The sequence below is a fragment of the Mucilaginibacter terrigena genome (assembly GCF_004168255.1).
GTDB classification, from domain to species: Bacteria; Bacteroidota; Bacteroidia; order Sphingobacteriales; family Sphingobacteriaceae; genus Mucilaginibacter; species Mucilaginibacter terrigena.
Window position 1 is genome coordinate 45,229 of record NZ_SEWG01000008.1, and the last position, 15,929, is coordinate 61,157.

Sequence of the window (15,929 nt, forward strand, 5' to 3'; positions counted from 1 at the left end):
GAGCGATAGCGCGGCAATCTCGTCGGATGCTTTCGCTCATGCATTGGCTACGAGATTGCTTCGTCGCTACGCTTCTCGCAATGACATACTTTTATCATACGAAAAGCTGCCCTTTAGGCAGCCTTTCGTATGATGTCCTTCTATGAACCATCAACTATGATCTATGAACTAAGCCCTACATCGCCGGTGCTTCTTTATTCTGCACTTCGGCTACATTACCGCCCCTGCCTTTGGCATCAAACGCGCGGAATTTTACGATTCCGTTTGCCGGGATGGGGTTCTCGTAAACCGGGCTGTTCTCGTTAGGCTCTTTGCCATTGGTGGTGTAGCGGATGGTCATCCCCGGGAACTGGATATTGCTTTTGTATTTGCCGTCTTCAACAATAACACCCGGTTTCGGGATCCTGAAACTGTAGCCGCCGTTGTAATAAGCCAGGCGAGGCAGTTCTCGCTTGCCTAAAATATTGAGGAATTTACTCCAGTCGGCATTGTACAGTTCACGGGCTTTAAGGGTATCGCGTTCGGTAGCCCAGGCGGGGTCCTTAGCCCAGGCGCGTTCGGCAAGGCCTATCAGCTTAGGGAAGATCATGTAATCCATACGCTCGGGGCTTTTTACCGTTTCGGCCCAAAGCGCGCCCTGCAGGCCAATAATATTTGTTTTGCCATAATCGGTAAGGCGTTGTTTGCCCAAGAACAGGTTACGGTTTATCGGGCGACCGTTCTTATCCACATCCGCATTCTTAAAGTAATCGTACGGAATGAAGGAGAAGAACTTATCTATCCCCAAAAACGCGCCCCAGTAATACCCCGGCTCGTCCCACGATTTGTAGTTGGCCATGTCAAAATACAGATTGGTTACGCAGGTAAGCACGGTTTTATAACCACCGTTTGCCAGCTTATATGCCAGGTCTTCCTGCCCGTCGCCCAGTACGTTGTTCCAAACATCCACCTGCATTTTTTCGCCTAAAAATTGCGGATTTGGCACATAGGTAGCCTGCCCGTCCACAGCGGTTTTACGCAGGGCCATTTCTTCCCAGCCTGATAAGGTGATGCCGCGTTTCTTTAAAATATCGTTCACCCGGCCGTAAAAGTAATACCACAGGTCGCCGGTGTTTTGTATGGCGGGGTTGCTTGCCTTTAAGGCCAGGTACGCGGGTGATTGCTCCCAAACATGCGCGGGCACTTCGTCGCCGCCAAAATGGATGGCTGGCAATGGCGCGCCGGCTTCTTTGTACATGTTTACCAGGTCGCCCACAACGGTTTCGATATAGTTATAGGTTGATGGCAGGGCCACGTCTATCACGTTATCGTTCCAGTATTGCACCGAGCGGTAGTCTGACTTATCATTCAGATCGCGCAGTAAATTGCGCTCGGCACCAGCCTTATCGCCGGCGGCAAGCAAATGGTTATACCGTACATCCATCGCCTTGATAGATGCGCGGGCATGGCCTGGGGTTTCAATTTCGGGCAATACGGTTACGTGGCGCTCGGTGGCGTATTTCAGGATCTCGATATAATCGGCTTTGGTATAAAAACCTGTGCCCGCTTTATTGTCAAAATCGGGGCCCGAACCATGTGATGCCGGCAGGAATGCTTTACTATCCAACGTATGCCCGCGTTTTGAACCAACAGCGGTTAATTCCGGCAGCGAGGGGATCTCGATGCGCCAGCCTTCATCATCCGTAAGGTGCATATGCAGGGTATTCATTTTGTAAACCGCCATCAGGTTGATGAGCTTAAGCACCTGCTGCTTGCTTTGAAAATTACGTGCTACATCAAGCATTACAGCGCGATACGGGAAACGGGGTTCGTCCTTAACGCTTACACAAGGCACGGGGATACTGGCCTGCGCTTTCATCCACGGCGAAGCGGATATCGAAGTTTTAAACGATTGGATGCCATAAAACAAACCGGCAGGCGTTGATGCCGTAATGGTCATGTCGTTCGGTGTCACGTTAAGTGTGTATGCCTCTGCGCCCAGGCTGGCATCCTTTTTAAAGATGATCTTTTTATCCTTTGAGGTGCCTTTTAATTTGCTGCCCAATAGCTTTTCTATACCTGTTATAAAGTAAGCTTTCTCTTTGGCAAACAGCGGGTCGCTTATTAGGCTAACAGCGTTGGTAATTACAAAAGTGCCGGCATTTTCGCTATAGCTTACCGGCGTAGGTATAATTTTTTGCAGTTGCGATGCGGGGATATCCTGTATGATCTTATTTTGGTTGTACAATATCTCGGGAGTAATTAACCCCTGGTAATTGGGATTAAAAGGTTTTACGGTAAAATCGCCGGGCAAATAACCTTTGGCAGGTTCGGCATCCCAAACAAAATAAGGGCCTTCAATGGCATCGGTAAAATTTACTACCGGGGCCTCGCACAGGTAATCTATCCTGATGCTTTCGCCGGGTTTGATTTCCTTAAATTTATCGTTGGGGGTTATGCTGTATAAGTCGCCATTTACCTGTAATACTTTGGCGTTGCCGCTAACCGCATCCGCGATAAAATTACGCGAGGAGTTAAAATAGATCTTCCAGCCGCCCGCGGGTAAAGTTTCTTTCCCGGTGTTGGTAATGGTTAGGCCTGTAAGCGCTTCCTGTTTATTCTGGTAATTATTATCGATAACCTCCCAGCTAAGGCGCAGGCTTTTGATATCAAAATTGGGCACACCGGCCATTACTGCTACAGCTTTTAAATTCACTGCAACAAAAAACATCAGGGTAAGAAAACGACGCATCAGGTTTATATTTAGGGTTTGGTTATTAATTTTTGTCAGTCTGAGCCTGTCGAAGACTAAACGCTCTGCAAAGTTGGCAAATGGTTCGACAGGCTCACCATGACAAACTTCCTGAATTATACAACAATCAACAAGCACCGTAAATATATACAATTTAAGATGTGTAAATACTTTTTAAAATATTTTTTAAAGTGCGAATTTTATCCAGCCTGTACCTTCATATCCAAAGGCAAATTGCTTAGGGTGTATAATTTCTGCCAGTATCTCTACGGAGTCTACTACCCTTGGGCCGGGGCGGTTAAAATACTGATTGCCATCGGCGATGTAAATGCGGTTGCTTTTCACGGCTTTAAGATCGGCAAAGCCGGGTTGCTCCAGCAGGATATTGATCTCGCGCATGGTGCGCTCTATGGAAAAACCGCAGGGCATCAGCAGGATAATTTCAGGGTCGTTTTCGCGGATATTATCCCAACTTACATATGGCGAGTGTTTGCCTGCCTGCGCCAATATGGGTGTGCCGCCGGCGATACTCACCAACTCCGGGATCCAGTTTCCCGATATCATCATAGGTTCCAGCCATTCCACACAGGCAACGGTGGGCTTGTTTTCCATAAATTTCAGCTTATGGCGGATGATGTCTACACGTTCGTTCAGGTCTTCCAGTAAGCGTTCGCTTGTATCTTCTACATTAAGGGCTTTGGCTACGGCTTTGATATCGTTAAATATATCATTCAGGCTGTTGGGTTGCAGCGAAATGATCTGCGCCTGCTTATCTAAATAATTTTCCAGCGCCTGCTCTACTTCGGTGAGCGATACCGCGCAAACCTCGCATTGTGCCTGGGTAATTACTACATCGGGCGAAAGCTCTTTAATTACTTCGCGCTTCACGGTATAAACCGACAATGCATCGGCCAGGATCTCTTTTACCTTCACGTCGATATCCGCACTGCTTAAGCCATTGGAGAAGTTTGCTTCAGAACATATGGGCAGGTGTTTGATGCTCTCGGGGTAGTCGCACTCATGCGAGCGGCCAACCAGGCTGGCTTCTAAACCTAATGCGCAAACTATTTCGGTGGCGGCGGGTAATAAAGAAACTATTTTTTGAGCAGACATATTGAGTGCAAATATGCGCATTTATTGATTTTCGCCAGTGATAAAAACTTCGTCTTATTATAAATTATCAAGCATCAGGAAACTCCGATGGGGTTGATTATTCCTTTAATGCGTGCTATAAACAGGTTGCTCCTATGGAGCTACACTGATAAATTAACCTTCCCGGCTCCGGTAGGAGCATCCTGTTTATAGAAAAGTTTAAAATGATTACAGACTCCATCGGAGTAGCCTCGGAACAATCCATATTTTCACCCTTTAAATATTACCTTCGCGGATGATCATCCTCACCTTTTTCATCGGGATAATTGCCAATTTTATTGGTTACATACCACCCGGCAATATCAACCTTACGCTGGTGCAGATTACCTTGAACAGGGGGTTTAAACAGGCGCTGCAATTTATCATCGCTTTTTCGTGTGTCGAGTTTTTCTTCACTTATGTGGTGATGCAGGGCGCCAAATGGCTGTCAGAACAGGTAAGGCTGGATACCATTATCGATTGGGTAATGGTTGTGCTTTTCATCACTTTGGGTTACATCACTTGGCGCAACCGTAACAGCCCGCCAAAAACCAACTACAGCGAACACGCCAGCATCAAATATGGCATACTGCTGGGATTTTTAAACCCGGTGCAAATACCGTTCTGGATGGTTACCGGCACCTACCTTATCACCCACGGGTGGATCCTGGATGGCAGGGTAGCACTGGTTATTTTTAGCCTGGGTTCGGCAGCGGGCGCGTTCCTGGCGCTATTCCTTTACGCTAAATTTGCGGGGTATGTACAAAAACGATTTGAGCTAAGCACGCGGGTAATAGATACCGGGATAGCCATACTGTTTTTCGCTTTCGCGGCGTACCATGTGGTTAAACAGGTTTACCTGGTGTTTTTTAAGCATCATTAAGAAACACCCCGAATTATTCATGTTCCAGCTCTGCCGAGCCTTTGACATTGATGTTCCAGATCTTTTCTGCCTTGCGGCCTATTAGCCAAAACGACAAGGCCAGTATGGCAAAAAACAAAGTTTTATTGGTGTTTTCCCAAAAATATTCGAAGTATTTGGTGTACAAAAATATGATAAGGAAGGTGATACCAAACTCGCGGGCTATTACATCTTTATATTTTAACCCATACAGCAGAAATAAACCGGCCACTGCAGCGGATATGATGCCCCAGTAAAACAAACTGACCTGCTTGATCTGCCACCATACATCCAGGCTGCCGTAGTTGCCAAATATGCTGAGCAGCCAAAGCGACATAAACAGGTACAGCATACCCACCACGTAAGTAAGTTCATAAAAGTAAGCGAACCATTTTTTGCCCTTCAGCAGTTGGCAGGCGGCTACCAGTATCAAGCCGAACAGCACAAAACGCAGCGGGTAGTTCATGCCCAAAAAATAAAAAGCCCAGTTGGTTTGGTAGCCTGTTTCGGTACCAAACCAACTGCCCAGCGACACCAGCGCGAAAAGCCAGATCAGTCTTGATTGCATGCGGTTAGCCAAAACGCCATATACAAGCACCGATACCAGGAACAAAATGGAGTAATGACCCGAGCCATTATCAAAGGTTTTACCCAGATAGGCTATACAACTGGCGGTACAAAAAACGCCTAAAAATATAGTTGCCTCGTTACTGAAAATTTTCTCAGGAAATTGCTTCTCGCGCCTGCGGCCTAAGTAATACAGTGCTGCGGCGGCTACGCCTGATAGGATACTGATAACAATATCGGGGGTATCGTAAAGCTGCTTTATCCAGTTGATAACGGCATCATCCACTATAAGCGAACCGATGGCTATGGCCCCGCAAAACAGGGCTACCCAAATGCTGTATTTAGCCAGTCGCATCCAGTCGAAGCCCTTTACTTCGTACGAGTTACGCAGCCTGTCGGCCTGGGTGGCATCTACTATGCTGTGTTTTTCCCAATGCGCGATGGTATCGTTCAAAAACTCACTTTCCTGCCTGTCGATATTTAATTTAGCCATTGGTTAATAGATACAGGCACTAATTTATGTTAATTACATCAGAAGAAAAATAATAATTTACTTGAATGGATGGGGTACAAAATTCGTTAACCCCTCCCTGCCCTCCCGTGGGGAGGGAACGTTCATGCCTTACGTATCAAACTGCGGCCCGTCTATGATGAGCAGGGCCAATACGTCTTCCTTGTCCTTACCCAACTGCACAACCAGTTCGTCGAGCGATTCAAACTTAACATCGCCTCTTACAAAGTGCAGAAACTCCATGCGGATATGCTGATTGTAGATCTCGGCATCAAAATCAAAAATGTTCACCTCGATGTTGCGGCTCATGCCGTTTACGGTTGGGCGGTGGCCAATGTAGGCCATGCCGGTATATTCCTTACCTGCTACCTGCACCTTTACAGCAAAAATGCCGTCGGCAGGGATAAGCTTATAGCTTTCCTCGATAAGCAGGTTGGCGGTTGGGTAGCCCAACTGACGGCCCAACTGATCGCCGCGGATAACTTTGCCGGTGATGAAAAACGGGTAGCCCAAACATTCGTTTGCTATATGGATGTCGTTTGCCAGCAGGGCCGTTCGGATACGGGTAGAGCTAATGGCTACGTCGTTTATATCCTGCTCGGGTATTTCAACTACCTCGAAATTATATTGCGGCGCCAAGGTTAAAAGGTCCTGCAGGCCGCCCTGGCGGTCTTTACCAAAGCGGTGATCGTACCCTATTACAATGGTTTTGGTGCCAATTTTATTCACCAGCACATCGCGGATGTAGCCCTCGGCGGTTTGGTTAGAAAAATCGCGGGAAAACGGGGTGATGATCAAATGGTCTACGCCTAATTTTTCAAGCAGCCGGGCTTTCTCATTAATAGTATTGATGAGTTTGATGCTTTCGTCTTCGGGATGTAGGATCATCCGCGGATGCGGGAAGAAAGTAAGGATAACGGTTTCGCCGCCGGTAACCGCAGCCAGTTCTTTTATGCGCGATATTATTTTGCGGTGCCCTATATGCACACCATCAAAAGTGCCAATGGTAACCACAGCATTTTTAACCGGTGTAAACTCGTCAATATTATTATAGATCTTCATTAACTGGGCAAAGGTAAAAGGAGAAAGGTAAAAGGAGAAAGTTTTTTGCTTATTGAGCGAAGATATTACAATAGGGCATTATCCGGAAGCTTCGGCAGTTTTTAAATCGCGAATAGCCGATACCAGTTCCAGTATCTCGTGGGCATCCTCTATCCTGTAATTCCCGCTGCGGGTGCGCCTCAGGGCCGACATGTACGCGCCGTTATTAAGCGCCTTTCCAAAATCGTTTACCAGCGAGCGGATATAGGTACCTTTACTGCACACCACCCTAAAATCAACTTCGGGCAATGCTATCCGGGTTATTTCAAATTCGGATATGGTTACGTTACGCAAGCGCAGCTCTACGTCCTCGCCACGGCGTGCTTTTTCGTACAGGCGCTCGCCATCAATTTTTATGGCCGAATGCGCGGGCGGGTATTGCTGAATGTCGCCGGTGAACTGCGCGCAGGCAGCCTTTATCTGTTCGTCGGTAAGGTGGTTGGTATCAAATTTAGCTTCGGGTTCGCTCTCCAGGTCGTAAGTGGGGGTGGTTGCGCCAAGTACCATGGTACCGGTGTATTCTTTTTCTTCGGCCTGAAAGGTATCTATCTGCTTGGTCATTTTACCGGTGCAGATGATAAGCAGGCCGGTAGCCAAAGGGTCGAGCGTTCCGGCATGGCCTACCTTTAGCTTTAAGGGCTTAAAGGCATTACGCAACTTGCCTACCACATCAAAGCTTGTCCACTCTAAAGGTTTATTGATAAGGAGGAGCTGCCCGTCGGCAAAGTCTTGTATGGATTGGAAGGATGTACTCAATACCGAATGTTTTATATCACCTGCAAATTATGGCCGCTCAGGTAAAGGATAATAATTACCCCGCCCACCAAAATGCGGTACCAGCCAAAAAGCTGAAACCCGCGTCGCTCTAAAAAGGTAATGAATGTTTTAATGGCAAGCAGGGCTACCACAAACGCGATAACATTACCAATGGCCAGCAGCTTTATTTCTTCGCCGGTAAATACGTGGCCGTTTTTATAAAAATCGAGCAGTTTTTTAGCGGTAGCGGCAAACATGGTAGGCACCGCTAAAAAGAACGAGAATTCGGCCGCGGCTTTGCGGCTTAGCTTTTGGCTCATCCCTCCAACAATGGTAGCAGCCGAACGCGATGTGCCCGGTATCATGGATAAGCACTGGAAGAACCCGATCTTCAAAGCGGTTAAATAACTTATTTCTTCTTCATCCTTAACATCCGGTTTGTTAAACCACTTATCTACAAAAAGCAGTATGATACCGCCAATAAATAACGTAATACCAACGGTTAAAGCGCTTTCCAATAACTTGTCTATCCTGTCGCTTAACAGGTAGCCAAAAACAGCAGCCGGCAAAAAGGCCACCAGCAACTTGTAATAAAAGTTGATGGATTGAAAAAACCGCTTAAAGTAAAGCACCACTACCGACAGGATAGCCCCTAACTGGATAGCTATGGTAAACAGCTTTACAAAATCATCGCTCTGGATGCCCATTACAGACGATGCGATGATCATATGCCCGGTTGAAGACACGGGCAAAAACTCTGTGATGCCCTCTATAACAGCAAGGACAATTACATGGATAATGTTCATTATTTAGCGGCCGGCTTTTTTAAGATGGCGTAAAAACCCAGGCCGAAACCTGCCAGTACTACTATAGGCGCTATTACAATTTTGGTGGTACTGTAAATATCGGTGGTGCCGCTCATAAGTACAAAACCAAAGGCTACCACCGCTATACTGATGATAAGCCACAGGTAATTGTCTTTACCAAATATAAATTGACCCGGAGTGACATTATTTGCCTGGGCCTGTGTTTTGCTTGCTGTTGTTTTTGATTGTTGCAGTGCCATATCTTTAATTACTGATTTATTGAATTAGTGTACCGATTGCTATCGGGATAGTGATTGCTACCAGGGCGTTAATGACTCAATGCCCCAATGCCTCAATGACTACCTATATAGATCGTATATCTTTAAACGTAAAAACTTGTTAACCGCCAGGAATGTGCTAAAGGCTGATATAAATATCCCCAATGCTATCACACCCAAAAATACTACGCCAAACTCGGTATAATTTTGCAGGATAACCAGGTCAGGGATTTGCTGATTGGCAAGGTACAGTGTACCTACCAGTATTACTATGGCTATTAACGCGCCTAATAAACCATGCCAAATGCCGTATAGTAAAAATGGTTTACGAATAAACCCTTTTGTTGCCCCCACCAGTTGCATTGATTTGATCAGGAAACGCTGCGAATAAATGGCCAGCCTGATGGTGTTGTTTATAAGCGCTACGGATAATATTACAAATATACCCGCGAAGGCTAATATAATAAGGCTGATAGAGGTAAGGTTCTGGTTCATCTGGTCAACCAATGATTGCTGGTACTTAACTTCTTTAACCAGCTTATTTTTCAGCAGCTCGGCTTTAAATTTTTCGATACCGGCGTTGTTGGCGTAATCTGCCTTCAGGTAAATATCAAGCGATTGCGATAGCGGGTTGTACCCCAAAAACTTTACAAAATCTTCGCCCAAATCCTTCTGCAGGTTACGCGCGGCAAGTTCCTTGCTTACGTACTGGGTCTGTTTCACCATTACATTGGCATCCAGCTGTTTTTGCAACTGCAGCACATCTGTTTCATGGGCCGAATCATCCATAAATATATTCAGCACAATGTTTTCTTTTACGTAGCGCGACAGGTTATTGGCATGTACCAATATTAAACCCAACAGCCCTATCATCAATAAAACCATGGCAATGCCAAAAACGGTAGATATATATATCGTTTTGGTTTTTTTTGCCGATGCGCTTGCTTCAAATTCTTCCATGCGTTTTTTAGATATGAGCCCCGATAATTATCGGGATGAGACAGTTATCCCATTGATAAGTTGCGAAATTAACAAACCTGCCCTAAAGGTAAAAGTTTATAACACATAATTAACAATAATTAACGGCTTGGGCGTTTACCCGGCATATAATTACCGGCAAAAAATTTATAAGGCGGCATATTACAATCAAAACGCAAACCGGGCAAATTGCCACCCTGCAGATAATGCAAGGCCCGCTTTGTCCTTATTAGGGTACATAAAAAGGCATTTTTAAAAAACAAACATTTTTTATCCTGTTACGTCAAAAACAGCCTTATTATCTACAAAAACATGCTTTTTTTAAATGTTTAGTCGAAAAAACATCAACTAAGGCACGGCTATTGCCTTACAGTAACCGAACTATTTAATTTATTTATGAAACATATACTTGCAAACTTGCTCCATTTATTCGTCATATTTATGATGGTTAGCTTTGTAATTGGGGGCATTTTGGCTGCTATGGGAACATTTGACCACTGGACAGAACGTTACCGCTTAAAACGCAGAAGACGAAGATTGATCAGAGATAAAAATAAAAACACCAAAAGTGGTAACCAAATTAATAATGTGCCATACTATTCCACTAAACCCGATAAAAAATCGGTAATATATGCAGGCAATGTATGATCCAGGCTTTATGCTATTATAATAATTATTACGTTATTGTTACAAAAAGGTATAGCTACTATTTATACATTTAACTTTTTAAAATAACGCCCGATGAAAAAAATATTATTTATAGCCATAATACTGGCAGTATATACTACTGTAAGTGCACAGCAGGCTAAACCTAAACCAAATTTGCCAAAGCCCATGGTTGTTGCCGTAATGCCGCCTGATACTGCTAAAAAACAAGCCCCCACACTATATAACCCCGCTGCCGATGCAAAAGCTGATATAGCCGCGGCTGTAAAAACCGCACAAGCGCAGCATAAAAACATATTGCTGCAAATTGGCGGTAACTGGTGCAGTTGGTGCCTTAAGTTTAATGGCCTTGTTACTACAGATGCTGAACTGAACAAGTACCTGAACGATAACTATGTGGTACTGCACACAAACTACAGTAAAGAGAATTTAAACGAAAAATTACTTGCCGAACTGGGCTATCCGCAGCGCTTTGGTTTCCCGGTGTTTGTGGTACTGGATGATAAAGGTAGCCGGCTGCATACCCAAAACTCAAGTTACCTGGAAGAAGGCAAGGGCTACAACAAAGCTAAAGTAATGGAGTTTTTCCAGAACTGGTCGCCAACAGCGCTTGATCCTAAGAGTTATGTAGAGAAAGCTTCGAAGTAGAGATTAGTTGCTAATTGATAATTAAACCTGCGCGTGATTGGTACAAAGCAATGACGAATTAAAAACATATCAAACAAAAGAGGGTTACGCATCAGCATAACCCTCTTTTCTATTTAAAGCAACCGGCAACTAATCTCCGGTTAACTAATTTCTAATCACTGTTACTCAATAACACTTACCTTAAGCATATTGGTTTTTCCCTTTTTAACAATTGGCACAGCTGCAGTATTGATAACAACATCGCCTGCGTTAAGCAATTGCTCTGCTTTAAGAATGTTGTTTACATCGGCTATGGTTTCATCTGTGCTGTCCGATTTATCGTAGTAGAACGCACGTACGCCCCAAACAAGGCTAAGCGCGTTAAGCAGTTGCTTGTTTGATGTAAATATGTAAGTACCTGCTTTGGGCCTGTAGCTCGATATTTCAAAAGCGGTATAACCGCTAACCGTCATACTTACGATACCCATAGCATTGGTATGTTCGGCTAAATAAACAGCCGAACCGCAAAGTGCATCGCTAAGGTAATTTGCCGATGTTGGATCGGTATTCTCTGCTTTTGATGCATTGAACGGGTAACCCAGGTCTTCCACATTACGAACGATCTTGGCCATGGTTTCGATAACGATCACCGGGAACTCGCCTACCGATGTTTCACCGCTAAGCATTACCGCATCGGCGCCATCCAATACCGAGTTGGCAACGTCATTCACCTCGGCACGGGTTGGGCGCGGGGTAGTTATCATCGATTCCAGCATCTGCGTAGCTACAATAACCGGTTTTGATGCATCGCGGCATTTACGGGCTATCATTTTTTGCAGCAACGGCACTTCTTCAAGCGGGCACTCAACGCCAAGGTCGCCACGGGCAATCATAACGGCATCGGTAGCAGCAATGATCTCGTCTATATTTTCAATCGCCTCGGGTTTTTCCACTTTGGCAATTACACGGGCTTCTTTACCACTTTCGCGTATAATGCGTTTAAGGTCAATAATATCCTGCCCGGTGCGCACAAACGAAAGGCCTATCCAATCTACATCCCATTTAAGGGCGTATTGCAGGTTTTCCAGATCTTCGGGTGTTAAGCTTGGTATAGATACTTTTGTATTTGGAAGGTTAACACCTTTACGCGATGTTAATATACCACCATGTACCACCTCGCAAATAACGGTATCCCTGCGATTGGTCTCAATAACTTTAAGCTGCAGTTTACCATCGTCCAATAAAATTATTTCGTTTGCCTGTACATCCTGCGGAAAGGTTTCGTACGTGATGTAGATCTGGCTGTCATCGCCAATACACTCGTGGGTAGTAATGTTTATGCGGGTGCCGTTAATAAGGTGTATGCCGCCATCTTTTACCAGACCTATACGGATCTTAGGGCCCTGCAAATCAGCCAGTATACCTACGTTGGTTTTATATTCGGAGTTTATCTCGCGGATAAGGTCAACAAATTTCTTGTGGTCTTCGGGCTTACCGTGCGAAAAATTCAATCGGCACACGTTTAGTCCGGCCCTTATCATCGACAGCAACACTTCTTTTTTGGATGAGGCAGGCCCCATTGTAGCAACAATCTTAGTACGATTATAGTAAAATTTCATATTTTCAGGTTAAATTCAGGCTATATTACAGTATTGTGTATAATTTACACATCTAAATTTCCGCTAAAATAATAGATTTTCGCGTGATTTTATTTTTTTCGGGTCAATCTTTACCGCTGCAACAATTTCGGGGATCTTATTTAGGGCCGATATCATGTTTTCCAGGTCGTCATCATCGATATAATTTTTTATCATGATAAAATAATCGGCCTCCCGCATTTCGGGTACCAAATAGCCGTCAGATCCCTTGTTTCCAATAAAATAAAAGTCGGTCTCGGTGCTTTCCCAACTGTAATGGTATAACGAAAACAGCAGCGGCGCGCCATTTACCTGGGTATCCAGCGAAAGATCATCGATGCGGGTAAAATTAAAATTTAAACATTTGTTTATATGGTAGCATATCCGGTAATCTTTTAAAGATGTGGTAACCGCTATCAATACAAAATCCAGATCGATCTCAAACTTTAAAACTTTCCTGTTCAAAACCATTTATGTTTAGAACGGTAAAAATACAAAACGCGGGCAGTAACCCTAAATTTTTGTTGCCTTAACTCAAAAAAGCATGGGTTGGTATTGGCTAATGAAATATTTATAAGCCCAATGCACCATGCAAAACAAAATAAAACAGTAATGCATGGTAAAAATAAAACGATGCCGATGGGTTGTATTTAACTAATTATTAAGCACATACCACAACTTAGTGTAACTTTATTACTATAAATTCAAAATAGATATTAAACTTTAATACTTCTGCTCAAAATCATTACTTTTACGCCAGTTAAAAACGTAAATCCAAACCTTTTGCCACAATTAATTGTTCACTCAATATTGTCAAAGTTTTTAGATTTGATATTTAACATAATTTATTTTTCTTTGCACTGAATTTATTAATCATTAAACTATAAAGACTATGTCTGATATCGCTTCAAGAGTAAAAGCAATTATCGTGGAAAAACTGGGTGTTGACGAAAGTGAAGTTACACCAGAAGCAAGCTTCACCAACGATCTTGGTGCCGACTCTTTAGACACCGTGGAATTGATCATGGAGTTTGAAAAAGAATTTAACGTTGCAATCCCTGACGATCAGGCAGAAACCATTGGTACTGTTGGCCAGGCTGTTGCCTACTTAGAAAAAAACGTTAAAGCTTAAGTAGCTCCCTAAAACTGTTAAATGGAGTTTAAAAGAGTTGTAGTAACCGGGCTTGGAGCGCTTACTCCGATTGGTAATACTGTTTCTGAATATTGGAACAGCCTTATTAATGGGGTAAGCGGCGCTGCCTTTATTAAGAGTTTTGACGTTGAAAAATTCAAAACTAAATTTGCCTGCGAAGTAAAGGGTTTTGACGCGGAAGGTTTTTTGGGCCGTAAAGAGGCCCGTAAACTCGATCCGTTTGTTCAATATGCTTTGTTTTCGACAGAGGAAGCTGTTAAGGATGCCGGATTAGATTTCGAGAAACTGGATACCAGCCGCATTGGCGTTATCTGGGGATCGGGTATTGGCGGTTTAAAGACATTTTTAGACGAGGTTGTGAACTTTGCCAAAGGCGATGGCACACCCAAATTTAACCCGTTCTTTATCCCAAAAATGATAGCCGACATTGCACCGGGCCATATCTCTATTAAATATGGTTTACGCGGGCCAAACTTTACCACGGTATCCGCATGTGCATCATCAAACAACTCGCTTATCGATGCTTTTAACTACCTGCGCCTGGGTAAAGCAAACATGTTTATCACTGGTGGGTCCGAAGCTATTATAAACGAAGCCGGTATTGGTGGTTTTAATGCAATGCATGCCTTATCAACCCGTAACGATGACCCTGCAACTGCCTCACGTCCTTTTGATCTGGACAGGGATGGCTTTGTTGCCGGTGAAGGCGCGGGAACTATCATTTTAGAAGAATTAGGCCACGCGCTAAAACGCGGCGCTAAAATTTATGCTGAAATGGTTGGCGGTGGCATGAGTGCTGATGCTTACCACATGACGGCCCCACACCCCGAAGGGTTAGGAGCATCGCTGGTGATGAAAGCGGCTTTAGAAGATGCGGGCTTAACCCCCGCCGATATCGATTACGTTAACGTGCATGGTACATCAACCCCAATTGGCGACCCGCAGGAAGTAAAAGCTATAACCGATGCCTTTGGCGATAGGATCTATGATATCAACATCAGCTCTACAAAATCAATGACAGGCCATTTACTTGGTGCTGCCGGCGCTGTTGAAGCTATTGCCTCTATCCTGGCAATCCAGAATGATATTATCCCGCCAACCATCAACCACTTTACCGACGACCCTGCTTTTGACCCTAAAATAAACTTTACATTTAATAAAGCGCAAAAGCGTGTTGTTAATGTAGCACAAAGCAACGGTTTTGGTTTTGGCGGCCATAATGCCTCGGTAATATTTAAAAAGTACCAGCAATAATTTCGTTGGATGCCTATTAGCCGCTTTTATAAGCTATACCTTTCGCCAAATAGAAAACACGTTAAGGTTTTAAAAAATTTGCTCGGTTTTGTACCGGGCAATTTGTCGTTATACCGGTTGGCATTTCGCCATAAATCGGTTGCCCAAAACATAAAAAAAGGGGTAAAAAACAGCAACGAGCGGCTTGAATTTTTAGGCGATGCCGTATTAGGCAGCGTAGTTGCCGAAGTGCTTTTTAAACTCTACCCTTACGAAGACGAAGGCTTTTTAACCGAGCTGCGCTCAAAAATTGTAAGCCGTAATAACCTTAACCAGCTTGGCCGCAAGCTTGGTTTTGACAAACTGATAGAGTTTGATACCAAAATAATGAACACCGGCAGGCAGGGCTCGCTGCTTGGCGATGCTTTTGAAGCCCTGATAGGTGCGGTTTACCTGGATAAGGGATATGATTTTACCCGCAATTTTTTAGTGAACCACATTATTAAATCGCACATTGATATCCACACACTTGAGCAAACCGAAACCAATTTTAAGAGCAAGCTAATTGAATGGTGCCAGCGCCACAGTAAAGACATTAGCTTTGATGTAATTGAAAACCAGGAAGGCGAAAGCGCCAAATTATTTACCGTACAAGCCAGCGTAGACGGCGAGATCATGGGATCGGGCAAAGAATTTAGTAAGAAAAACGCGGAGAAATTAGCTGCCGAAAAAGCTTGCGCCGCGTTGGGGATATAATGTCCCCAGCCTCCGTTGGCTACGGAGTAGTTTTTGAAATGCTTAAAGCCCTTTGCTTAAAAGGGCTTTGTCATTTAGAATATTTATTCTGCTCTAT

Annotated in this window: 16 protein-coding genes; 6 read left to right on the forward strand and 10 right to left on the reverse strand. The window is 44.2% G+C overall.

The features are described 5' to 3' along the window. Nucleotides 1-175 precede the first annotated feature (175 nt). Both EWM62_RS17100 and EWM62_RS17105 read right to left on the reverse strand, forming a co-directional pair. On the reverse strand, nt 176-2,731 hold the full coding sequence (locus EWM62_RS17100; RefSeq protein WP_129877899.1) for a family 20 glycosylhydrolase: 2,556 nt from the start codon (nt 2,729-2,731) through the stop codon (nt 176-178). Nucleotides 2,732-2,917: 186 nt separating this feature from the next. Next, a complete protein-coding gene (locus EWM62_RS17105) occupies nt 2,918-3,844 on the reverse strand; it encodes a cobalamin-binding protein (protein ID WP_129877900.1) in 927 nt (308 codons plus the stop codon). Between the two features lie 274 nt (nt 3,845-4,118). Here EWM62_RS17105 and EWM62_RS17110 point away from each other — a divergent pair, with 274 nt between their 5' ends. Further along, nucleotides 4,119-4,745 (forward strand): LysE family translocator, encoded by a 627-nt coding sequence (locus EWM62_RS17110; protein WP_129877901.1) that lies wholly within the window; start codon nt 4,119-4,121, stop codon nt 4,743-4,745. A 13-nt stretch (nt 4,746-4,758) separates the two neighbouring features. Here the strand turns inward: EWM62_RS17110 and EWM62_RS17115 are convergent, their stop codons facing one another. The 6 genes from EWM62_RS17115 to EWM62_RS17140 all read right to left on the reverse strand — a co-directional run bounded on the left by EWM62_RS17115 (nt 4,759) and on the right by EWM62_RS17140 (nt 9,742). Next, nucleotides 4,759-5,823 (reverse strand): DUF2157 domain-containing protein, encoded by a 1,065-nt coding sequence (locus tag EWM62_RS17115; protein ID WP_129877902.1) that lies wholly within the window; start codon nt 5,821-5,823, stop codon nt 4,759-4,761. 129 nt (nt 5,824-5,952) lie between these two features. Then, nucleotides 5,953-6,903 carry a bifunctional riboflavin kinase/FAD synthetase gene (locus tag EWM62_RS17120; protein WP_129877903.1) on the reverse strand — a complete coding sequence of 317 codons (951 nt, stop codon included), beginning with the start codon at nt 6,901-6,903 and terminating at the stop codon, nt 5,953-5,955. A 78-nt stretch (nt 6,904-6,981) separates the two neighbouring features. After that, nucleotides 6,982-7,698, reverse strand: a complete 717-nt coding sequence (gene truB, locus EWM62_RS17125) for a tRNA pseudouridine(55) synthase TruB (RefSeq protein WP_129877904.1) — start codon at nt 7,696-7,698, stop codon at nt 6,982-6,984. 11 nt (nt 7,699-7,709) lie between these two features. Next, complete coding sequence (locus tag EWM62_RS17130; RefSeq protein WP_129877905.1) at nt 7,710-8,504, reverse strand: undecaprenyl-diphosphate phosphatase; 795 nt, start codon at nt 8,502-8,504, stop codon at nt 7,710-7,712. Further along, on the reverse strand, nt 8,504-8,764 hold the full coding sequence (locus EWM62_RS17135; protein ID WP_129877906.1) for a DUF3098 domain-containing protein: 261 nt from the start codon (nt 8,762-8,764) through the stop codon (nt 8,504-8,506). Before EWM62_RS17135 ends, EWM62_RS17130 begins: the two co-directional genes overlap by 1 nt. Nucleotides 8,765-8,863: 99 nt before the next feature. Further along, nucleotides 8,864-9,742, reverse strand: coding sequence for a cell division protein FtsX (locus tag EWM62_RS17140; protein WP_129877907.1), 879 nt, complete (start codon nt 9,740-9,742; stop codon nt 8,864-8,866). A gap of 414 nt (nt 9,743-10,156) precedes the next feature. On the opposite strand from EWM62_RS17140, the gene EWM62_RS17145 reads away from it, so the two are divergent. Both EWM62_RS17145 and EWM62_RS17150 read left to right on the forward strand, forming a co-directional pair. After that, complete coding sequence (locus EWM62_RS17145) at nt 10,157-10,408, forward strand: hypothetical protein (protein ID WP_129877908.1); 252 nt, start codon at nt 10,157-10,159, stop codon at nt 10,406-10,408. A gap of 93 nt (nt 10,409-10,501) precedes the next feature. Continuing rightward, the gene (locus EWM62_RS17150) at nt 10,502-11,074 is read left to right on the forward strand and encodes a thioredoxin family protein (RefSeq protein ID WP_129877909.1); all 573 of its coding nucleotides are present in this window, start codon (nt 10,502-10,504) and stop codon (nt 11,072-11,074) included. Nucleotides 11,075-11,235: 161 nt separating this feature from the next. Here EWM62_RS17150 and pyk read toward each other — a convergent pair whose 3' ends face one another. Both pyk and EWM62_RS17160 read right to left on the reverse strand, forming a co-directional pair. Next, nucleotides 11,236-12,672, reverse strand: a complete 1,437-nt coding sequence (pyk, locus tag EWM62_RS17155; protein ID WP_129877910.1) for a pyruvate kinase — start codon at nt 12,670-12,672, stop codon at nt 11,236-11,238. Between the two features lie 63 nt (nt 12,673-12,735). Continuing rightward, nucleotides 12,736-13,155, reverse strand: a complete 420-nt coding sequence (locus EWM62_RS17160; RefSeq protein ID WP_129877911.1) for an IPExxxVDY family protein — start codon at nt 13,153-13,155, stop codon at nt 12,736-12,738. 427 nt (nt 13,156-13,582) lie between these two features. Between EWM62_RS17160 and EWM62_RS17165 the strand changes: the two genes are divergently transcribed. From EWM62_RS17165 to rnc, 3 genes are read left to right on the forward strand one after another with little or no spacing between them, the layout of a single operon-like run. Then, nucleotides 13,583-13,822 (forward strand): acyl carrier protein, encoded by a 240-nt coding sequence (locus EWM62_RS17165; RefSeq protein WP_067058906.1) that lies wholly within the window; start codon nt 13,583-13,585, stop codon nt 13,820-13,822. Nucleotides 13,823-13,843: 21 nt separating this feature from the next. Beyond that, nucleotides 13,844-15,097, forward strand: coding sequence for a beta-ketoacyl-ACP synthase II (fabF, locus tag EWM62_RS17170; protein ID WP_129877912.1), 1,254 nt, complete (start codon nt 13,844-13,846; stop codon nt 15,095-15,097). A 9-nt stretch (nt 15,098-15,106) separates the two neighbouring features. Next, nucleotides 15,107-15,832: a ribonuclease III gene (gene rnc / locus EWM62_RS17175; protein ID WP_129877913.1), complete on the forward strand. Its 726-nt coding sequence runs from the start codon at nt 15,107-15,109 to the stop codon at nt 15,830-15,832. The last annotated feature ends 97 nt before the right edge of the window (nt 15,833-15,929 follow it).

What these genes read in the sequence shown, in the direction of transcription:
- EWM62_RS17115 (WP_129877902.1), bottom strand. Translation starts at nt 5,823, where the DNA reads ATGGCTAAATTAAATATCGACAGGCAGGAAAGTGAGTTTTTGAACGAT.
- pyk (WP_129877910.1), bottom strand. Translation starts at nt 12,672, where the DNA reads ATGAAATTTTACTATAATCGTACTAAGATTGTTGCTACAATGGGGCCT.
- EWM62_RS17110 (WP_129877901.1), top strand. Translation starts at nt 4,119, where the DNA reads ATGATCATCCTCACCTTTTTCATCGGGATAATTGCCAATTTTATTGGT.
- EWM62_RS17130 (WP_129877905.1), bottom strand. Translation starts at nt 8,504, where the DNA reads ATGAACATTATCCATGTAATTGTCCTTGCTGTTATAGAGGGCATCACA.
- EWM62_RS17150 (WP_129877909.1), top strand. Translation starts at nt 10,502, where the DNA reads ATGAAAAAAATATTATTTATAGCCATAATACTGGCAGTATATACTACT.
- EWM62_RS17165 (WP_067058906.1), top strand. Translation starts at nt 13,583, where the DNA reads ATGTCTGATATCGCTTCAAGAGTAAAAGCAATTATCGTGGAAAAACTG.
- EWM62_RS17140 (WP_129877907.1), bottom strand. Translation starts at nt 9,742, where the DNA reads ATGGAAGAATTTGAAGCAAGCGCATCGGCAAAAAAAACCAAAACGATA.
- rnc (WP_129877913.1), top strand. Translation starts at nt 15,107, where the DNA reads ATGCCTATTAGCCGCTTTTATAAGCTATACCTTTCGCCAAATAGAAAA.
- EWM62_RS17120 (WP_129877903.1), bottom strand. Translation starts at nt 6,903, where the DNA reads ATGAAGATCTATAATAATATTGACGAGTTTACACCGGTTAAAAATGCT.
- EWM62_RS17105 (WP_129877900.1), bottom strand. Translation starts at nt 3,844, where the DNA reads ATGTCTGCTCAAAAAATAGTTTCTTTATTACCCGCCGCCACCGAAATA.
- EWM62_RS17145 (WP_129877908.1), top strand. Translation starts at nt 10,157, where the DNA reads ATGAAACATATACTTGCAAACTTGCTCCATTTATTCGTCATATTTATG.
- fabF (WP_129877912.1), top strand. Translation starts at nt 13,844, where the DNA reads ATGGAGTTTAAAAGAGTTGTAGTAACCGGGCTTGGAGCGCTTACTCCG.
- EWM62_RS17135 (WP_129877906.1), bottom strand. Translation starts at nt 8,764, where the DNA reads ATGGCACTGCAACAATCAAAAACAACAGCAAGCAAAACACAGGCCCAG.
- EWM62_RS17100 (WP_129877899.1), bottom strand. Translation starts at nt 2,731, where the DNA reads ATGCGTCGTTTTCTTACCCTGATGTTTTTTGTTGCAGTGAATTTAAAA.